Below are 19404 nucleotides of genomic sequence, written 5' to 3' on the forward strand. Positions count from 1 at the left end.
AGAGAGCTATAGGAACGAGACGGCTATAAATCCGACGCGGGTTCGCACGCCGCTCGAATCGCGGACCGCCGGCGCTCGAACGAGATCGCGACCGTGGTCACGGCGACGGGGACCCGTCGATCACTGCTCGTCGTCGTCCGGATACGGAATCTCGAGGTACTGCCCGTCTTGGGGAACGAACGCGTCGTCCGCATCGCCCGCGAAGACTTCGCGAGCCTGTCGTTCGTGGTCGTCGGTCCGCCCGGCGTAGCGCGAGGAGAGGTGCATCAGCGCGAGCCGGTCCGCGCCGGCTCGGTTCGCGATTTCGGCGGCCTGACGGGCCGTCGAGTGGGCGGTGTCGGCGGCGCGGTCGGCGCGGTCGTCGGCGAAAGTGGCGTCGTGGATCAGCAGGTCCGGCTCGTCGGCTGCTGTGATCGTCGCCTCGGCGGGGCGGGTATCGCCGGTGTAGACGATCGACCGGCCCGGGCGGGGGTCGCCGACGACCTGCTCGGGGTCGACCACGGTGCCGTCCTCGAGTTCGACGGGTTCGCCCTCGTGGAGTTTCGAGAACTTCGGTCCCACCGGCACGCCCAACTCCTCGGCGCGTTCGCGATCGAACCGGCCCTTGCGGTCGTCTTCGACGAGCGCGTAGCCGACCGAGCGGGTGTCGTGGTCGGTCTCGAACGCGCGGACCTCGTACTCCTCGGCGCGGTAGGCGACGTCGCCGCCGCCGACTTCGCTGATCCGCACGGGAAACGAGGGACGGTTCCCGAGGGCGTTGACCAGCGATTTGAGCTGTTGGCGCGTGCCGTGGGGCGTGTGGATCGCCAGCGGTTCCTCGCGGTCGTTGAAGGCCATCGTCTGGAGCAGTCCCGGAATCCCGAGGACGTGATCGCCGTGGAGGTGCGTGACGAACAGGTGGGAGACCGAAAAGCCGGTCCCGAACTGCATCATCTGACGCTGGGTTCCCTCGCCGGCGTCGAACAGCAACCCTTCGCCCTCGCGGGTGACGAAGACGCTGCTCGGATTCCGTTCGGTCGTCGGAATCGCCCCGGCCGTCCCCAGAAACGTCACGCGCAGTGCCATCGGTAGCCCTTCGGCGGGCCGCGGCTAAACCGGCTTCGGATCGCTCGAGCCCGTATTTCCGGTCCGGAACCGACCCCAGTCCGTGGGAATCGTCGCCGTCAGTGTTCGAGTCGGTCGTTCGGTTCGAATTTCTATCGGTTCAGCTGGGGCGACGAACAGGGTTCGTGAACTGTGATAAGTGGCGACTATTCACGTAAACTGTCTCGGAACGATCTACCGGCCTGCGAACGGACTGTGCGTTTTACGTCGGTCCAGTCCCAACACGGGAACGACGACACCCCCAATGAGTTCGAGACTGACGTTCGGCACGCTCAAGCGGATCGTCGCCATCCTGATCGCGATCGCGATCGTGCTCGCCGCCGGTATCGTCGTCGGGCAGGCCCCCGCCATCTTCGGCGTCGAAGAGGACCCCGAGGCGTCGATCACGTTCGAGGACCAGCAAGGCGACGGCAGCAATGTCACGATTCGAGAGGTCTCCCTCTCCGACGGCGGCTACGTCGTGCTCACCGACGGCGGCGACGAACCGCTCGCGGTCTCCGACCGACTCGAGGCGGGGACCCACGAGAACGTCACCGTCGAGCGCGAGGACGATTCCACCCGGGAACTCGTCGGCCAGCTCACGGCGACGGTCCACCGGGACACCTCCGACGACGAGGGCTACGCGTACGAGGCGACCGACGGCGAGGAAGACCAACCCTACCTCGAGAACGGGGTTCCGGTCAGCGACACCGCGACGGTGACGACCACCGAGGAAGACGCGCTCGGCGACTCGTTCCTCGTCGAATCGATCGATGCGCCCGCGACGGCGACGACCAACGAGACGGTTCAGGTGAACGCGACGATCCGCAACCCGACCGAGTTCCAGACCCAGCAGTCGGTGACGGTCCGCATCGACGGGGCCGTCTTCGAGCGACAGGTGCTGGAACTCGAGGGCGGCGAGTCCCGGACCGTGACCTTCGAGACGGACACGAGCGGCGCGCCGCCGGGCAACCGGACGATCGGTATCTACACCGACGGCGACGGCGCGGTCTCGGACATCGACCTCGAGTTCCACACCGATCCGAGCGTCTCGGTCGCCGACGCCTCCGACGAGACCGTGACGGTCGCCGCGGCGATCCCCGAGCAGGGATTCGTGGCCGTCGAGCAAAACGGCACGACGGTCGGTACGACCGACCGACTCGAGCCCGGCGAACACGAGAACGTGACCGTCGAGCTATCCGACGACGCGTCGATCGCCGACGACGACGAACTGACGGCCGCTCTCTACGCGGGCTCGCCGGGCGAAGCCGACGCCGCGTCGCCGATCGAGTTCGAGGGCGAGCCGGTCGAAACGACGTTCACGATCGCCGACGCGGGCGCGGACGACTCGACAGACGGGAGCGGCGACGGAAACGAGTCGACCGGCGAGTAATCCCCCGCCTCGAGCGACGACTAACCGACCGATTCTTACCCGCCCCGCACCTATCGGCTGGCGATGGACGCGCCGCTGTGGACCGAAACCCACGCCCCGGAGCTGGCCGAGTTGCCACAGGACGACGCTCGCGAGTACTTGGAGCGAGCCGTCGAGGAGCCGATCAACCTCCTCCTGCAGGGACCGCCCGGGAGCGGGAAGACGGCCGCAGCGCGCGCACTGGCCCGCGAGGCACACGCGGACCCGGACAACGACTTCGTCGAGATCAACGTCGCCGACTTCTTCGGCCGGACCAAGACCGAGATCAAGAACGACCCCCGGTTCGAGCACTTCCTCGTCGGCCGCTCGTCGATGTCGAAACGGGACATGATCAACCACGTCCTCAAGGAGTCCGCGAGCTACGCCCCGGTCTCGGGCGGCTACACGACGATCCTGCTCGACAACGCCGAGGACGTCCGCGAGGACTTCCAGCAGGCCCTGCGCCGGATCATGGAACAACACCACCGGACGACGCAGTTTATCGTCGCGACCCGCCAGCCCACCAAGCTCATCCCGCCGATCCGCTCGCGATGTTTCCCCGTCTCCTTCCCCTCGCCGAGCAGCGACGAGATCGTCGCCGTCCTCGAGCGCATCGTCGAGCGCGAGGGCGTCGACTACGACGACGACGGCCTCGAGTTCGTCGCGGGCTACGCGAACGGGAACCTCCGACAGGCGATTCTTGCGGCCCAGACGACCGTCGAGGACGAGGGCGAACTCACGATGAGCGCGGCCTACGAGACCATCGGCGAGGTCGGACTGGACGACGAGATCGAGTCGATGTTAGACGACGCCGAGGCCGGCGACTTCACCGACGCCCGCTCGACGCTCGACGACCTGCTCGTCGACGAGGGGTTAGACGGCAACGAGGTGCTCGAGGAGGTCCTCCGCATCGCCCGCAAGCGGTATCAGGGCGACCGACTCGCGCGCATCCACCGGCTGGCCGCCGATGTCGACTTCGAGATGCACGAGGGGACGAGCGACCGCGTTCACGTCTCGCACCTGCTGGCGGAACTGGGCCGAGACGCCTGACTCCCGACACCGGTGACGGACGATTCACCGGCCAATCTCTCGCCGACACCGACCGTTATCCCCCTCCCGTGAGAACGATCCGGCATGCCGACGCTTCTCGAGACCCACATCAAGAACCGGTTTCGCGTCCAGCCGAACCACGCGAACAACAACGACACGCTCCACGGCGGCAATCTGATGAAGTGGCTCGACGAGGTGAGCGCGATGTCGGCGATGCGATTCGCCGGCGAGACCTGCGTCACCGCCCGCGTGAACGAACTCGATTTCGAGCGCCCGATCGAAATCGGCGACACCGCCCTCGTCGAGGCCTACGTCTACGACGCCGGCAAAACGAGCGTCCACGTCGCGTTGCGCGCGTGGCGCGAGGAACCCCGGACGGGAGAGAGCGAGAAAACGACCGAGTCCACGTTCACGTTCGTCGCGATCGACGAGAACGGCGAGAAGGTCCCCGTTCCCGACCTCTCGATCGAGAGCGAGGAAGGGGAGCGGCTTCGGGATCGGGTCCACGAGATCGAGGGCTGAACGCCCACTGTGATTTCTGCGGTGGCGCGCGCCGGGGCGCGGTGAGTCCGCGACGAACCGCGACGTAACGTTGCGCGAGGGATGAGCGAGTGAACGTAGTGAACGAGCGAATCGGTTGGGGAGGACGTGGCGACTCCCCGTTGCCACGATAGCAGCGCACTCGTCGCGTCGGTGATTCGGACGGCAGGTGAAATCACCCTGCTGTCACGTACAATACCGAAGGGAAATCACCCTGTTCGCCGCTCGAGGACCATCACGTACCGCGTCAGCGACCGGTGGACGCGCCGTTCGAACGCCGACTCGAGTTCCCAGCCCGCCGCTCGCGCCTCGCTTCGCCACGATCGATCCGCGATCACGACCGCGCGCGGCGCGACCCGCCGGGCTTCGGCGAGCGCGCCCGAGACGAGGTCCTCGAGCCGGTGGGTCTCGATCTTCGACTGGCGGCCGTAGGGGGCGTCGAAGACCACGCCGTCGACCGCGTCGTCCGCCAGCGGTAGCTGGGTCGCGTCGCCGCGACCGACGTGCCACGAGCCCCGCGAGACGCCGGTCGGCGAGGGCTCGTCGGTCGCGAGGAAGTGACCCAGATTCTCCTGCGCTCCGGCGGCCATCTTCGCCTGCGCATCGGTGCCGACCACGTCAGCGCCGACCAGCCCCGCCTCCACGAGTACGCCACCGGTGCCACACATCGGGTCCAGAATCGTCGCACCCGGCCGAGCGCCCGCGACGTTCGCCACGGCGCGCGCGAGCAGGGGATCCATGCTGCCGGGCTGGAAGAAGGGCTTGTCCGTCGGCGCTCGAGTGCCGAAATCCCGGACGCTCTCGGCCGCGAGCCACCCGAGCGCACAGACGGAGACGCGCTCGCCCGCGGACTCCTCGCCGTCCGCACGCTCCTCGTGCTCGAGAGCGTCCGCGCCCGAATCGGCCGCAAGTACACCTTCCGAAAACACGACTCGCAAGAGATGGTCCGGATCGTCGAGGTCGACCGCGAACCCGCGGTCGACCAGCACCTGTCCCAGTTCGCGCTCCGCGCGCTCGGTGCTCACGCCGCTCGAGCCGTGGACGTCCGTCGCTCGCACCGCGACGGTTCCCTCTCGGTCGATCGAGGCGGCCTCGAGGACGGTGCGAGCGCTCGCGAGGTCGGCGTCGCCGCGGCCGAGGAGCTCGCTCGCGCGCCGGGTGTAGGCGAGTCCGCGGACGCGTTCGGGAACGATTCCGCCCGCGACGGCGAGCCCGGGTGCGATTCGGCGGATGCCGGTCGCCGCGCTGGCCGCCTCGCGGGCCGCGAACGCGTCGTCTTCGCCGCCGAACTCGAGCAGATACACGGTCGAACCATCGCTTCGGACCGGCCATGAGCCTACCGCTTTCCGCGAACCGGCCGGTTATGCACGATACCAAATATCACACCTGCGCCCCGTCTACCACCCGGAAATCGGCCGTCCCGGAAATCGCAGGGAGCGTATAAACCGGATATATCAGGTGGCGGTACTAACCTTTATAAACCTTAAATACGTCTTTTTAAGCGACTAATGACGGATCCGAAGGACACCATCAACATCGAAAACGTGGTGGCGTCGACCGGCATCGGACAGGAACTCGACCTCCAGAGCGTTGCCATGGACCTCGAGGGGGCCGACTACGACCCCGAGCAGTTCCCCGGTCTCGTCTACCGAACGCAGAATCCCAAATCCGCCGCCCTGATCTTCCGCTCCGGGAAGATCGTCTGTACCGGCGCGAAAAGCACCGACGACGTTCACGAGAGCCTGCGAATCGTCTTCGACAAGCTCCGCGAACTCCAGATTCAGGTCAACGAAGATCCCGAAATCGTCGTCCAGAACATCGTCACCTCGGCCGATCTGGGCCGTAACCTCAACCTGAACGCGATCGCCATCGGCCTCGGCCTCGAGAACATCGAGTACGAGCCCGAGCAGTTCCCGGGTCTCGTCTATCGACTCGACGAACCGGAAGTCGTCGCCCTGCTCTTCGGCTCCGGAAAGCTCGTCATCACCGGCGGCAAAAAGCCCGAAGACGCCGAACACGCGGTCGACAAGATCGTCTCCCGGCTCGAGGACCTCGGCCTGCTCGAGTAACGCCGCCCGTTTTCGGCCGCCTTCGACCGCCTCGAGCGGTGCCCGCGCCACCAGTCCGTTTTCCGCTCACGGACACGTCCTCGCGCCCGCCGACAGCAGGCGCCGTGTCCGTGAGCGTCCATCGTTCGACCACCCGCCGATAGTGCGCCGGTAGTGTCTACTTACCCGTCCGCGCGACGCACCCTCCGTCTCGAGCCATTGCCGATCTCGCCGATTGTCATACTCCCCATCGTCCCTTTCACCGGATTATCGACCGTTCAATCCCGCCCGAGCGGGGCCGACTCGCCTGAATCGAGCCAGACTCGTCAAAACGACCGTTCGCGTTTATCCGGGAACCCGTTCCTGACTCTCACGTGTCCATGACGATCCACCCAGATCGAACGACGCCGGTTTCGGATCGGTTTCACCTCGGGAGCGACGCCGCGATCGGCCGCCGCCCGCTCGCGCGTGAGACGATCCGGCACGTCGTCGACAGCGATCGCCGGCGCGAAGTGGTCCGCTGCGTACTCGCCGCCGACGATCCGATCGCGTTGCGAACGCTGGTCGGGCGACTCGCCGACGCCGAGCACGATCCCACGGTCGGGACGACGATCCACCGACTGCGCCAGCGGATCCACACCTCGCTCCGTGAAACGCACCTCCCCCTGCTCGAGGAACACGATATCGTCCACTTCGATCGGGTGCGGAGCCTCGTCGGCCCGGCGGCCAACTGCGCCGCGTTCGAATCCCTCCTCGAGTTCGAGTCCCTCGACCGACCGATCGCCGCCCGACTCGAGTAACGCGGGCCGCGACCGCCCGCGATTACTCGACGAGGCGCTCGATCTCGGTCACCAAAATATCGCTCGCGCCGGCGTTCTTGACCTCTGTAATCGTCTCGAAGACGTCTCCCTCGTCGACGACGGCGTGGACCGCGACCTTCGCCTCGTCGTCTCCCTCGTCGGCGATGTCCATGATCGTCGGCCCGCCCAGCCCCGGAATGACCTCGCGGACGGCCTCGAGTCGATCCCGCGGCACGTTCATCATCAGGTAGCGCTTGCCCTCGGCGTGTTTGACCGAGGAGAGCGCGGTCCGGACCTCGCCGATCTTCGGCTCGTCGAGGACGTCCTCGCGACCGAACAGGCGCACCGAACTCGAGAGGACCTCGTCGACGACGGCCAGCCGGTTCATCTTCAGCGTGGTTCCGGTACTCGTGATGTCGACGATAGCGTCGGCCATCTCCACGTGGGGCGTGAGTTCCGTCGCGCCCGAGACCTCGACGATGTCGGGGTCGACGCCAGTTTCGGCGAAGAAGTCCGCCGTGATGTTCGGGAACTCGGTTGCGACGGTCTTGCCCGCCAGATCCTCGACGCCGTCGATGCCGCCGTCTTCCGGAGCCGCGAGCACCAGCCGACAGCGCCCGAACTCGAGGTCGAGCAGTTCGGCGACGTTGTCGACGCGCGCTTCTTGCACCTGATCGAAGCCCGTGATCCCGAGGTCGGCCGCGCCGTCGGAGACGTATTCCGGGATATCGGCCGCGCGGGCGAACAGCACGGTCACGTCGGGATCGACGGTGTCCGCGTAGAGCTTCCGGTCGGCCCCGTTCTCGAGGTGGAGCCCCGCCCGCTCGAGGAGGTCGATCGTCGGCTCGTGCAGGCGGCCCTTGTTGGGAACGGCGATTCGCATATGCTGGTCCCTTGGCGGCGGCGGGGGAATTGTCTTTTCATCCGGCCGAGTTGGCGGTTCGGCCCGTTTCGGCGGCTGCCACCCCCAGTCCCTTGGGCCTCGGCGGCGTAGTGGTTCCGATGGACGACCATGACCACCGATCCGAGGACGGCTCGGAGACGGCCGATACCGGTCCTGAGGACGAGCGGACCGATCGGACGAAGGAGTCGCTGCTCGAGGACGAGGCCGACGACGCCGAACGGGGCCGAGAGGGGATTCGAGACCGGCAGGAACAGGGGAAGGCCCGCGCCGATCACGGTACACGCAGCCCGGACGGTCGCGACGCCGTCGGTGCTCACGGTGATAGCGGTCACGAAGACGGCGGACACGGCGGGCACGGCGACCACGGTGGCGGCATGCACGCCGGGCACGAAACGATGTTCCGGCGGCGGTTTTTCGTCTCCGTGCTGCTCTCGATTCCGGTCTTGCTCTACAGCGAGACGCTGCAGGACTGGCTCGGCTTCTCGATGCCGGCGTTTCCCGGCAGCGAGTGGCTCACCCCCGTCTTCGCGGTGATCGTCTTCGCCTACGGCGGGGTTCCCTTCCTCAGAATGGCCGTTCCGGAACTACGCGACCGCGCGCCCGGGATGATGACGCTCATCTCGATGGCGATCACCGTCGCGTTCGTCTACAGCCTCGCGAGCCTCGTCGTCCCCACCGAGGCGGCCTTCTTCTGGGAGCTCGTGACGCTGATCGACATCATGCTGCTCGGCCACTGGATCGAAATGCGCTCGGTTCGGCGGGCCTCGAGCGCGCTGGATGAACTGGCGAAACTGATGCCCGACACCGCCGAGCGGATCACGGACGACGGCGAGACCGAGGCGGTTCCGGCGAGCGAACTCGAGGAGGGAGACCTCGTCCTCGTCCGGCCCGGCGCGAGCGTGCCGGCCGACGGCGTCGTCGAGGACGGCGAGTCGGATGTCAACGAGTCGATGATCACCGGCGAGTCGACGCCGGTTTCGAAGGGACCCGACGACGAGGTCATCGGCGGGACGGTCAACGGCGATGGCAGCCTCCGGGTGCGGATCAGCGCGACGGGCGAGAAGACGACCCTGGCCGGCATCATGCGGCTGGTCGAGGAGGCGCAGGGTAGCGAGTCCCGGACGCAGGCGCTGGCCGACCGCGCGGCGGGCTGGCTGTTCTACGTCGCCCTCGGTGCGGCCGTCGTCACGGCGATCGCGTGGACGATCGCGACGGGATTCGATTCGGCGGTGATCGAACGCGTCGTCACCGTCCTCGTCATCGCCTGCCCGCACGCCCTCGGGCTGGCGATCCCCTTGGTGGTCGCGATCAACACCTCGCTGGCCGCGCGCAACGGGATGCTCGTCCGGGACCGAATCGCGATGGAGCAGGCCCGGACCCTCGATACCGTCGTCTTCGACAAGACCGGGACGCTCACCGAGGGCGAACAGGGCGTGGTCGATATCGCGACCGTCGACGGCGTCTCCGAGGCCGAGGCTCTCGAACTCGCGGCCGCCGTCGAAGGCGATTCGGAGCACATGATCGCCCGAGCGATCCGCGAGGCGGCCGACGAGCGCGGGGTCTCGAGGTGGACCGCCTCCGATTTCCAGGCGCTGAAAGGCAAGGGGGTCCGCGCGACGGTCGACGGGGAGCGGGTCTACGTCGGCGGGCCGAACTTGCTCTCGGAACTCGAGGGCGACGTTCCGGCGGCGCTCGAGCGATTTGCCGACAGGGCCGGTGAGAACGCGCAGACGGTCGTTTATGTAATCCGCGAGGGCGAGCAGATCGCCGCATTCGCGCTTGCGGACGTGATCCGCGAGGAGAGCTACCGGGTCGTCGACGCGCTCCACGAGTTGGGACTCGAGGTGGCGATGCTGACCGGGGATTCCGAAGACGTGGCTCGAGCGGTCGCGGCCGACCTCGGGATCGACACGGTCTTCGCCGAGGTGTTGCCCGAGGACAAGGACGAGAAGATCACGGAGCTACAGGAGGGGGGCAAAACCGTCGCGATGGTCGGCGACGGGGTCAACGACGCGCCGGCGCTCACCAGAGCCGACATCGGCATCGCGATCGGGAGCGGGACGGACGTGGCCGTCCAGTCGGCGGACATCATCCTCGTCAAGAACAATCCGATGGACGCGGTCCGACTCGTCAAGTTGAGTCGCGCGAGCTATCGGAAGATGCAACAGAACCTCGTCTGGGCCGCGGGCTACAACGTCTTCGCGCTCCCGCTGGCGGCCGGCGTCCTCGCGCCGATCGGGATCCTCCTCTCGCCCGCGGTCGGCGCGTTGCTCATGTCGCTCAGCACGGTGATCGTCGCGATCAACGCGCAGTTCCTCCGTCGGACCGACCTCTCCGTGCCGAGCCTGTCGGGAGTCACCGCGCCGCGGGAGCCCCAGCCGGCTGACTGACTCTCTACGCCGATGCGTCGTAGCCGGCCTCGTCGACCGCGCGAACCAGTTCCTGCGGGTCCGCGTCGCCGTCGACGGTGGCCCGCTCCGCCTCGCGGTCGACGTCGACCGATTCGACGCCCGAGACGCCCTCGAGCGCGTCTTCGACTGTCTGTTCGCAGTGTTCACAGGACATGCCTTCGACGGTGATGGTTCGACTCATAGTAGCCCATAGGGGCGTCCGGTCTTTGTGCGTTACTGCTTTCGATGGTAACGCGATCGGGGGATCAGCTTTCGATTCCAAACCGACGGTCGCCATATTCTTTGCTCCTGCGTCCGAACCGGACGTATGCGCGATCTCGACGAGACCGATATGCAGATCCTGCGGCTGCTGGGCGAGGACGCCCGCCGGCCGTACAGCGAAATCGCCGAGCGCGTCGACCTCTCCGGACCCGCCGTCTCCGACCGCGTCCAGCGCCTCGAGGAGGCGGGCGTTATCAACGGCTTCACCGTCGACGTGGACCAGTCACAGCTCCGGGCGGGGGTGCCGGTGTTCGTCCGGGCGACCGTTCCCGCGGCTGCCGTCGACGACTGCAGAGCGGCCGTCGCGGATTCCGACGCCGTCGAGCACGTGTTCGTCACCGCCGACGGCGAAATCTGGTTCTACGCCCGCGCACAAGTCCAGCGCGTCCGCGAGTGGCTCGAGGGACTCCTGCCCGCCGACGGCGTCGAGTACGACGTGACGCTGGTCGACGACGCGGAGTGGACGCCCTCGCTCGAGGGGACGCAGTTCGCGCTCACCTGCGCGGAGTGTGGCAATACGGTCGACAGCGAGGGCGAGTCGGCTCGAATCGATAGCGAGGTGTACCACTTCTGCTGTCCGTCCTGTCGAGGCCGGTTCGAAGATCGGTACGACCGGTTCGAGGCGGGAGCCTGACTTTCGACTCGAAGGTTCTCGGCCCGCTGCAGTTTGGATTTCGATCAGCAAAGGGGGTAAGACGGGAGCCCCTACTAGCTACCAATGAGTACCCGGACCGCACACGTGGACATCCGGGGCATGAGCTGTGCGAACTGTTCGCAGACGATCAGCGAGGCCCTGGAGTCCCGAGACGGCGTGGCGGAAGCGACCGCAAACTTCGCGACCGACGACGGCAGCGTCGAGTACGATCCCGAGGCGATCTCGCTGGCCGAGATCTACGAGGCGATCGACGAGGCCGGCTACGAGGCCGACCGCGCGAGTCGCTCGATCGGGATCACGGACATGAGCTGTGCGAACTGCGCCGAAACCAACGAGGCGGCCCTCGAGGACGTACCCGGCGTCATCGACGCGGAGGTCAACTACGCCACCGACGAGACGACCGTCGAGTACAACCCGGCGGATGTCTCGCTCGAGGCCCTCTACGTGGCCATCGAGTCGGCCGGCTACACGCCGGTCCGCGACGAGGGCGACGAGGAGGAGTCGGATCAGGACCGGCGCGACGCCGCCCGTCAGGCCGAGATCCGCAAACAGCGCCGGCTGACGATCTTCGGGGCGGTGCTTTCCGCCCCGTTCCTGTTCTTCCTCGCCGACACGTTCCTGCTCGGCGGGACCTACGTTCCGGAGACGGTCTTCGGCGTCTCCTTCGGCTGGGTCGAGTTCCTGCTCGCGACGCCGGTCTACGTCCTGCTGGGCCGCGAGTTCCTCGAGAACTCCTACACAGCGCTTGCGAAGAACCGGACCGCCAACATGGACGTGCTGATCGCGCTCGGCTCCTCGACGGCGTACCTCTACAGCCTCGTGGTCCTGCTGGATCTGCTGGCGGGCAATCTCTACTTCGACACCGCCGCGATGATCCTCGTGTTCATCACGCTGGGGAACTACCTCGAGGCCCGATCGAAAGGACAGGCCAGCGACGCCCTCCGGAAACTCCTCGAGATGGAGGCCGAGACGGCCACGCTGGTCGACGAGGACGGGACCGAACGGGAGGTCGACCTCGAGGACGTCGCGGTCGGCGACCGGATGAAGGTTCGGCCCGGCGAGAAGGTGCCGACGGACGGCGTCGTCGTGGACGGCCAGTCCGCGGTCGACGAGTCGATGGTCACCGGCGAGTCCGTCCCCGTCGAGAAGGAGGCGGGCGACGAGGTGATCGGCTCGACGATCAACGAGAACGGCGTGCTGGTCGTCGAGGCGACCAAGGTCGGCTCGGACACGGCCCTGCAGGGGATCGTCCAGACCGTCAAGGAGGCCCAGTCGCGCCAGCCGGACATCCAGAACCTCGCGGACCGCATCTCGGCGTATTTCGTCCCCGCGGTCATCCTCAACGCCCTGTTCTGGGGGCTCGTCTGGTTCCTCTTCCCCGAGGCGCTCGCGGGTGTCGTCGACGCGGTGCCCGTGCTGGGGCTGGTCGGCGGCGGCCCCGCGGTCCTCTCGAAATTCGAGTTCGCGGTCGTCGTCTTCGCCTCCGCGGTGCTGATCGCCTGTCCCTGCGCGCTGGGGCTCGCCACGCCCGCCGCGACGATGGTCGGTTCCACGCTGGGCGCACAGAACGGCGTCCTGTTCAAGGGCGGCGACGTGCTCGAGCGAGCGCGAGATGTCGATACCGTCGTCTTCGACAAGACTGGCACGCTGACGACCGGCGAGATGACGCTGACCGACGTGGTCGCGCTCGAGGCTGACGGCGATCGAGCGGCCGCTGACGGCGGCGAAACGGCGGCCGACGGCGGCGCGGTGGCGACTCGAGCGCGGCTCGACGAGAGCGAGGTGCTCCGTCTGGCCGCCAGCGCCGAGCGCAACAGCGAACACCCGCTCGCACAGGCTATCGTCGAGGGGGCCGAGGAACGCGGCCTCGAGCTATCCGATCCCGAGGACTTCGAGAACGTCCCCGGACAGGGCGTCCGGGCGACCCTCGAGGGCCGCGAGGTGCTGGTCGGCAACCGGCGGCTGCTCGAGGCGCGGGGCGTCGATCCCGCGCCCGCCGAAGACGAGATGGAACGGCTCGAAAGCGAGGGCAAGACCGCGATGTTGGTCGCGGTCGACGGCGCGGTCGCGGGCGTGGTGGCCGACGCCGACACTGTCAAGGAGAGTTCCGCCGACGCGGTCGGCGAACTGCGCGAGCGCGGTCTCGATGTCATGCTGATCACCGGCGACAACGAGCGGACGGCCCGCGCCGTCGCCGAGCGGGTCGGGATCGACCCCGACAACGTCCGGGCCGGCGTGCTGCCGGAGGACAAAGCCGACGCCCTCGAGGACATCCAGTCGACGGGCCGCAAGGCGATGATGGTCGGCGACGGGGTCAACGACGCGCCCGCGCTCGCCGTCGCCCACGTCGGCACCGCTATCGGCTCCGGGACGGACGTGGCCATCGAGGCCGCGGACGTGACGCTGATGCGGGACGACCCGCTCGACGTGGTGAAGGCGATCCGCATCTCCGAGGCCACGCTGGCGAAGATCAAGCAGAACCTCGTCTGGGCGCTGGGCTACAACACCGCGATGATCCCGCTGGCCTCGCTCGGGCTGCTCCAGCCCGTTCTCGCGGCCGGCGCAATGGCGTTATCGTCGGTGTCGGTCCTCTCGAACAGCCTGCTGTTCCGCCGGTACACGCCGGATCGGGACTACGAACTGCTCGGCCGGTTCCGTCGCTGATCGGCGCTCGAGCGGCTGCCGGCGCGTTGCTCCACTCGCAAAAGAGTTCGTGACGAATCGCGGCCTCGAGCCTGAGTCGACAGCGCTCTCGAGGCGTCGTCACAGCGTCGTCGACTATTCGTCAGTCTCGTTCGCTTCGGGCGCACCGTTTCCGTTCCCGCCGTTGCCGTGGTTCTCGTCTTCGTCGTCGCCTTCGTTCTCGTCTTTCTTGTCGATATCGCGAATCTCGACCTTGTCGCCGGTCCCGCTCTCGCTGATCACCGGCTTGAGGATGTACTTCCCGCTCTTGCCGGCCTTGTGGGGTGCGATGTCGTAGACGAAGTCAACCCGCTCGCCATTGCCGACGGAGAACTTCGTGTTGAGCTGGAGCTTGCTGCTCGGGAGTTTCACTCGCGTCGTACTCCCGTCGTTCAGGACGCCCTCGGTGTCGCTAACGTAGATGAAGACTTTCTCGTAGTCGCCGGCCGGGAGGTCGAACTCGTCGACCATCGAGGCGTTCGCGCCCTTCAGTTCGGTGAGGTCGACCGTCCGTTCGTCGACGTCATACTCGACCCAGTCGCCACCGCCGTCGCCGTCTTCTTCGTCATCGTCTTTCTCGCCGTCACTGTCCTCGTCTTTCTCCTCACCATCTTCTTTGTCCGTCTCTTCCCCGTCACTGTCGTTCTCGCCGTCGCCGTCAGTTTGTGCCTCCCCTTCGCCGTCGGTTTCGCTGTCCGTCTCGTCGGTCTCGTTCTCGTCGTCCGCATCGTCGCTCTCGCCGTCCGTCTCGGACGATCCGCCGGCCGTCTTGAAGCCGACTTTCGTGATCGTCACATTCAGGTGTTCGAAGTCGTCGATTACGTTCGGTTCGTCGCTGACGTAGAAGGCGGCCGTTCCCATGCCGCCGTCGCTCGAGTCGTCCACGCTCTGCGGATCGTCGCCTGCCGATTCGCTCGCCGGTTGTCCGCCCATGCCACCGGCACAGCCGGCGACGGCCACGAGAGCCGCGACCAGTAGCAGTTGGATTGCGCGTCTGTTCATACCGAGCGACAGTAATCAGATAGTGAAAAAGGGAGTCGACGGTTGGGCCGTTCATATCGTTCAGCGCGACTGAACCGTCCGAAACAGTGACTCGTCGCCGCAGCAGTCACTCAGGGCGTGCTCAGTCCCTCGAGTCGCTCGGCGAACAGGGCCTCGAGCAGCGCGGGCGTGACGAAGGCCTCGACGAAGGCGGCGACGACCAACAGGAGCCAGCCGGCGAGCACGAGGAGGGCGGTCCGGTAGAGGTAGGGTTTGGTAAAGACCGCGTCGCGGCTACCCCGAATCCGCTGTCCGAACCGGTACAGGAGCCGGAAGCCGACGCCGGCGGCGATGAAGAGGGCGGGGAGTTCGAAGATGCCGTGGGGAAGGAGGCCGACGAGGATGTAATCGAGGCCGACGTTGGTGGCGACGGCGGCACCGACGTTGCCGACGATGATCCCGTTGAACACCATCGCCCACGCGGTGAGGAGCCCGAGCGACAGCGCGCCGCCGATCGACAGGAAAAACGCCTGCGAGTTGTTCACCAGCAGGAATCGCGCTAACTCGAGTCCGCCGAACTCGTCGACGTCCTCCGGGAAGAGGCTCTCGCCGAGCAGGTCGGCGATGATCTCGAGCAGGTTGTAGCCGGCCGCCAAGAGGAGGACCCCGACGACGACGCCGAGCGCGAACAGGCCGGCCGCAAAGCCGACGTACCGGCGGTGTTCGTCCCACGCGTCGGCCAGCGCCGCCCGCGGCGGATAGCTGCTGAGGAAGCCGCCGCCCTCCGCGCGCCGCGATCGTTCGTTCATACCGGTTATTCCGCGACCGAAATGTTAAATCCGCCGACTAGTCTCTGTCCTCGTCGCACCGGCGGCTGGCGGTGATCGTTCGAATCGACACAATAAGGCCGCCCGGCGAGAACCGTGTGACAATGACGACGCTTGCGATCACCGACGGCCGGGTCCTCCGACCCGACCTGACGGTGACGACCGCGGACGTACTGATCGATCAGGAGAACGGCACCGTCCTCGAAATCGCTCCCGACCTCGCGGGCGAGGCGGACGAGACGCTCGACGCCGCGGACTCCCTCGTGACGCCGGGGTTCGTCAACGGCCACTGCCACGTCGCGATGGCGCTCCTGCGCGGGTACGCCGACGACAAGCCGCTGGACGCGTGGCTGCAGGAGGACATCTGGCCCGCCGAGGCCGAACTGACGGCCGACGATGTCCGCGTCGGTGCGGAACTGGGCCTGCTCGAGTTGATCAAGTCCGGGACGACGGCCTTCGCGGACATGTACTTCGATGTCCCCGAAATCGCCGCTGCAGTCGAGAAGAGCGGTCTCCGTGCCCGCCTCGGCCACGGCGTCGTCACCGTCGTCAAGGACGACGAGGGTGCCCGCGAGGACGCCCGGACGAGCCTCGAGGTCGCCCGCGAGTACGACGGTGCGGCCGACGGCCGGCTCTCGACGGCGTTCATGCCACACTCGCTGACGACCGTCGGGAGCGAGTACCTCGAGGAGTTCGTCCCCGAAGCCCGGGACGCCGGCGTGCCGATCCACTACCACGCGAACGAGACCGCCGACGAGGTCGCCCCGATCGTCGATGAGCACGGGATTCGGCCGCTCGAGTACGCCGCCGAACACGGAATGCTCGAACCCGAAGACTTCGTCGCTCACGGCGTCCACGTCGACGAGACCGAGATCGACCTGCTCGCCGAGGCCGGCACCGGCGTGATCCACTGCCCGGCCTCGAACATGAAACTCGCCAGCGGGATGGCCCCGGTCGAGCGAATGCGCGAGGCCGGCGTCACCCTCGGCCTCGGAACCGACGGCGCGGCCTCGAACAACGACCTCTCGATGCTCGACGAGGCCCGCGACGCGGCCATGCTCGGCAAGCTCGCGGCCGACGACGCCAGCGCGGTGCCCGCCGAGACGGTCGTCGAGATGCTGACGCGGGGCAGCGCCGACGCGATCGGCCTCGATTCGGGCCGCCTCGAGGCGGGCGCACCGGCCGATCTCGCCGTCATCGACCTCGAGAAACCCCACCTGACGCCGCGCCACGACCTCGTGAGCCACCTCGCGTACGCGGCCGCCGCGGCCGACGTGCGCCACACCGTCTGTGACGGCCGGGTGCTCATGCGCGACCGCGAGGTACTCTCGCTCGACGAAGCGGCGGTCCGGGAGCGAGCGCTCGAGGCGGCCGAGTCGCTGGTCGCTCGAGCCGAGTGATGAACGGCTGTTGAACGCTCAGATTTCGTTATAAACTGTAAAAACGATTCTTATCGCCCGATACGAGTCGGCGAACTGATCGAACTGCCGACGGGGTTTATTCAGGGATCCGTGAATGTTCGACTCGGAATGAGACAAAAACGGCTATTCGCACTCGTACTGGCGGTCATGATGTGTGCGTCCGTGCTCGCACCGATGACCGCGGCAGCGAATACGGGGACCGCTGACGCGGGATCCGTCGATAGCGTCGATGTCAACCCCTCGTTGGTTCAGCCAAACGAGACGGTTGACGGCAACGAGACGGACGAGGTAGACGAGAACGAGACGACTGACGACAACGAGTCGGACGACCTCAATGAGACCGACGAGGTAGACGAGAACGAAACGGATGACGACGTAGCGGAGAACGAAACCGCGGACAACGAGACGGACAACGAAACCGCGACGAACTTCGGTGCGCTCGTCTCCGAGTACGCCGAGAGCCAGCAAAACGACTCCAACGAGTCGATCGGTCTCTCGGTCGCGAGCTTCGTCGTCGCGAACAACCCGGGTAACGCGCCGAGCCACGCCGGCCCGCCGAGTCACGCCGGCCCGCCCAGCGACGCTGATGACGACGAAGACGCCGATGACGACGACAAACGCGGCCCGCCGACTGACGACGACGATGAGCGAGGCCCGCCGAGCCACGCCGGTCCGTCGGATGGAGATGACACTGCCGACGATGATGTCGAGGATGCCGACGACGCTGAAGATACCGACCAGGATGATGTCGAGGATGCCGACGATGATGACGACGACTCCGACGACGATGACGACGACGGCGGCAGCGGTGGCGGCCCGCCGAGCCACGCCGGCCCCAAGTAACGACCGCGATCGCGTCGATCGAACAGGCACGTAGTATCCGCGGCCCACCCACCATTCTCGCCGATCGTTTTTAACCCGTGACGGCGCAGTTTTGTACCCGGAGCCGAGTCGCCGCTCGAGTCGGCCGTCGGAACGGTTCGGTACCGTTTTGGCTACGGTCCCACTCTGTCGATCCATGACCGAGACCGAGTACCCCCCGATCAGCGAGCAACTGGACGATCTCGAGTCCGCTCGCGAGGAGGGACGCCGGAAGATGGACTGGGCCGCCCAACACATGCCGATCTTGGAACACGTCCGCGAGGAGTTCGTCGCGGAGCAGCCTTTTGAGGGCGAGCGCATCGGCATGGCGATGCACGTCGAGGCGAAGACGGCGATGCTCGTCGAGACGCTCGCGGAGGGCGGCGCGGAGGTCGCGGTGACCGGCTGTAACCCGCTCTCGACCCACGACGACGTCTCGGCGGCGCTGGACACCCACGAGAACATCACCAGCTACGCCAAGCGCGGCGTCGACGACGAGGAGTACTACGCCGCCATCGAGGCCGTCATCGCCCACGAGCCCACGATCACCGTCGACGACGGGATGGACCTCGTCGCCGCGATCCACGAGGACTACCCCGAACTGATCGACGGCATCGTCGGCGGGGCCGAGGAGACCACCACCGGCGTCCACCGCCTGCGCGCGATGGACGCCGACGGCGCGCTCGAGTATCCCGTCTTCGCGGTCAACGACACGCCGATGAAGCGCCTGTTCGACAACGTTCACGGCACCGGCGAGTCCTCGCTGGCCTCCATCGCCATGACCACGAACCTCTCGTGGGCCGGCAAGAACGTCGTCGTCGCGGGCTACGGCTACTGCGGGAAGGGCGTCGCACAGAAGGCGTCGGGCCAGAACGCGAACGTCATCGTCACCGAGGTCGAGCCCCGGCGCGCGCTCGAGGCCCACATGGAGGGCTACGAGGTCATGCCCATGTCGGAAGCGGCCGAGGTCGGCGACGTCTTCCTGACGACGACGGGCAACCGCGACGTCATCGTCGAGGACCACTTCGAGAAGATGCAAGACGGCGTTCTCCTCGCGAACGCGGGCCATTTCGACATCGAGATCGACCTCGAGGCACTCGACGACCTCGCGGTCGACCGCTACGAGGCCCGCGACGGCGTCGAAGCGTACGAACTCGCGGACGGCCGCAAGCTGAACGTCATCGCCGAGGGCCGACTCGTCAACCTCGCCGCGCCCGTTTCGCTGGGCCACCCCGTCGAGGTCATGGACCAGAGCTTCGGTATTCAGGCCGTCTGCGTGCGAGAAATGCTCGAGAACGGCGACGCTTACGATGCGGGCGTCCACGACGTTCCCGACGACCTCGACAAGGAGATCGCCGAGATCAAACTCGAGGCGGAGGGCGTCGACTTCGACTCGCTGACCGACACCCAGCGCGAGTACATGGACAGCTGGGACCACGGGACCTGATATCGGCGTCGATAGCGGCCAG

Annotated in this window: 17 protein-coding genes; 11 read left to right on the forward strand and 6 right to left on the reverse strand. The window is 67.0% G+C overall.

The window, feature by feature from the left end; all coding sequences use genetic code 11:
• Positions 1-120 precede the first annotated feature (120 nt).
• Positions 121-1065, reverse strand: coding sequence for a ribonuclease Z (rnz, locus tag ACT4ML_RS11645; protein WP_444721016.1), 945 nt, complete (start codon positions 1063-1065; stop codon positions 121-123).
• A gap of 283 nt (positions 1066-1348) precedes the next feature.
• On the opposite strand from rnz, the gene ACT4ML_RS11650 reads away from it, so the two are divergent.
• The 3 genes from ACT4ML_RS11650 (at position 1349) to ACT4ML_RS11660 (ending at position 4066) form a co-directional block, all read left to right on the forward strand.
• Entirely contained in the window at positions 1349-2476 is a 1128-nt protein-coding gene (locus tag ACT4ML_RS11650; protein ID WP_444721017.1) for a DUF7282 domain-containing protein, read from the forward strand.
• A gap of 63 nt (positions 2477-2539) precedes the next feature.
• The gene (locus ACT4ML_RS11655) at positions 2540-3544 is read left to right on the forward strand and encodes an AAA family ATPase (protein WP_444721018.1); all 1005 of its coding nucleotides are present in this window, start codon (positions 2540-2542) and stop codon (positions 3542-3544) included.
• 84 nt (positions 3545-3628) lie between these two features.
• Entirely contained in the window at positions 3629-4066 is a 438-nt protein-coding gene (locus ACT4ML_RS11660; RefSeq protein WP_444721019.1) for an acyl-CoA thioesterase, read from the forward strand.
• Positions 4067-4293: 227 nt separating this feature from the next.
• Here the strand turns inward: ACT4ML_RS11660 and ACT4ML_RS11665 are convergent, their stop codons facing one another.
• Entirely contained in the window at positions 4294-5388 is a 1095-nt protein-coding gene (locus ACT4ML_RS11665; protein WP_444721020.1) for a methyltransferase domain-containing protein, read from the reverse strand.
• Between the two features lie 204 nt (positions 5389-5592).
• Between ACT4ML_RS11665 and ACT4ML_RS11670 the strand changes: the two genes are divergently transcribed.
• Together ACT4ML_RS11670 and ACT4ML_RS11675 are read left to right on the forward strand one after the other, a co-directional pair.
• Entirely contained in the window at positions 5593-6153 is a 561-nt protein-coding gene (locus ACT4ML_RS11670) for a TATA-box-binding protein (protein WP_006671604.1), read from the forward strand.
• Between the two features lie 359 nt (positions 6154-6512).
• Entirely contained in the window at positions 6513-6932 is a 420-nt protein-coding gene (locus ACT4ML_RS11675) for a DUF7344 domain-containing protein (RefSeq protein WP_444721021.1), read from the forward strand.
• 22 nt (positions 6933-6954) lie between these two features.
• On the opposite strand, the gene hisG is transcribed toward ACT4ML_RS11675, so the two are convergent.
• Positions 6955-7815 carry an ATP phosphoribosyltransferase gene (gene hisG, locus ACT4ML_RS11680; protein ID WP_444721022.1) on the reverse strand — a complete coding sequence of 287 codons (861 nt, stop codon included), beginning with the start codon at positions 7813-7815 and terminating at the stop codon, positions 6955-6957.
• A gap of 119 nt (positions 7816-7934) precedes the next feature.
• On the opposite strand from hisG, the gene ACT4ML_RS11685 reads away from it, so the two are divergent.
• Positions 7935-10226, forward strand: a complete 2292-nt coding sequence (locus ACT4ML_RS11685) for a copper-translocating P-type ATPase (protein ID WP_444721023.1) — start codon at positions 7935-7937, stop codon at positions 10224-10226.
• 4 nt (positions 10227-10230) lie between these two features.
• On the opposite strand, the gene ACT4ML_RS11690 is transcribed toward ACT4ML_RS11685, so the two are convergent.
• Positions 10231-10428 (reverse strand): CopZ family metallochaperone, encoded by a 198-nt coding sequence (locus ACT4ML_RS11690; RefSeq protein WP_138243441.1) that lies wholly within the window; start codon positions 10426-10428, stop codon positions 10231-10233.
• 126 nt (positions 10429-10554) lie between these two features.
• Here ACT4ML_RS11690 and ACT4ML_RS11695 point away from each other — a divergent pair, with 126 nt between their 5' ends.
• Together ACT4ML_RS11695 and ACT4ML_RS11700 are read left to right on the forward strand one after the other, a co-directional pair.
• A complete protein-coding gene (locus ACT4ML_RS11695) occupies positions 10555-11142 on the forward strand; it encodes an AsnC family transcriptional regulator (RefSeq protein WP_444721024.1) in 588 nt (195 codons plus the stop codon).
• Positions 11143-11226: 84 nt separating this feature from the next.
• Positions 11227-13827, forward strand: a complete 2601-nt coding sequence (locus ACT4ML_RS11700; RefSeq protein ID WP_444721025.1) for a heavy metal translocating P-type ATPase — start codon at positions 11227-11229, stop codon at positions 13825-13827.
• Positions 13828-13941: 114 nt separating this feature from the next.
• Here the strand turns inward: ACT4ML_RS11700 and ACT4ML_RS11705 are convergent, their stop codons facing one another.
• Together ACT4ML_RS11705 and ACT4ML_RS11710 are read right to left on the reverse strand one after the other, a co-directional pair.
• The gene (locus tag ACT4ML_RS11705) at positions 13942-14847 is read right to left on the reverse strand and encodes a DUF4382 domain-containing protein (RefSeq protein WP_444721026.1); all 906 of its coding nucleotides are present in this window, start codon (positions 14845-14847) and stop codon (positions 13942-13944) included.
• 110 nt (positions 14848-14957) lie between these two features.
• Complete coding sequence (locus ACT4ML_RS11710; RefSeq protein ID WP_444721027.1) at positions 14958-15635, reverse strand: stage II sporulation protein M; 678 nt, start codon at positions 15633-15635, stop codon at positions 14958-14960.
• Between the two features lie 122 nt (positions 15636-15757).
• On the opposite strand from ACT4ML_RS11710, the gene ACT4ML_RS11715 reads away from it, so the two are divergent.
• From ACT4ML_RS11715 to ACT4ML_RS11725, 3 genes are all read left to right on the forward strand, one after another.
• Positions 15758-17053, forward strand: coding sequence for an amidohydrolase (locus tag ACT4ML_RS11715; RefSeq protein ID WP_444721028.1), 1296 nt, complete (start codon positions 15758-15760; stop codon positions 17051-17053).
• 129 nt (positions 17054-17182) lie between these two features.
• Positions 17183-17917 carry a hypothetical protein gene (locus tag ACT4ML_RS11720; protein ID WP_444721029.1) on the forward strand — a complete coding sequence of 245 codons (735 nt, stop codon included), beginning with the start codon at positions 17183-17185 and terminating at the stop codon, positions 17915-17917.
• A 175-nt stretch (positions 17918-18092) separates the two neighbouring features.
• Positions 18093-19382, forward strand: a complete 1290-nt coding sequence (locus tag ACT4ML_RS11725) for an adenosylhomocysteinase (RefSeq protein ID WP_444721030.1) — start codon at positions 18093-18095, stop codon at positions 19380-19382.
• The last annotated feature ends 22 nt before the right edge of the window (positions 19383-19404 follow it).

The organism is Natrinema sp. LN54 (assembly GCF_052439245.1).
Taxonomy (GTDB): Archaea; Halobacteriota; Halobacteria; order Halobacteriales; family Natrialbaceae; genus Natrinema; species Natrinema versiforme_A.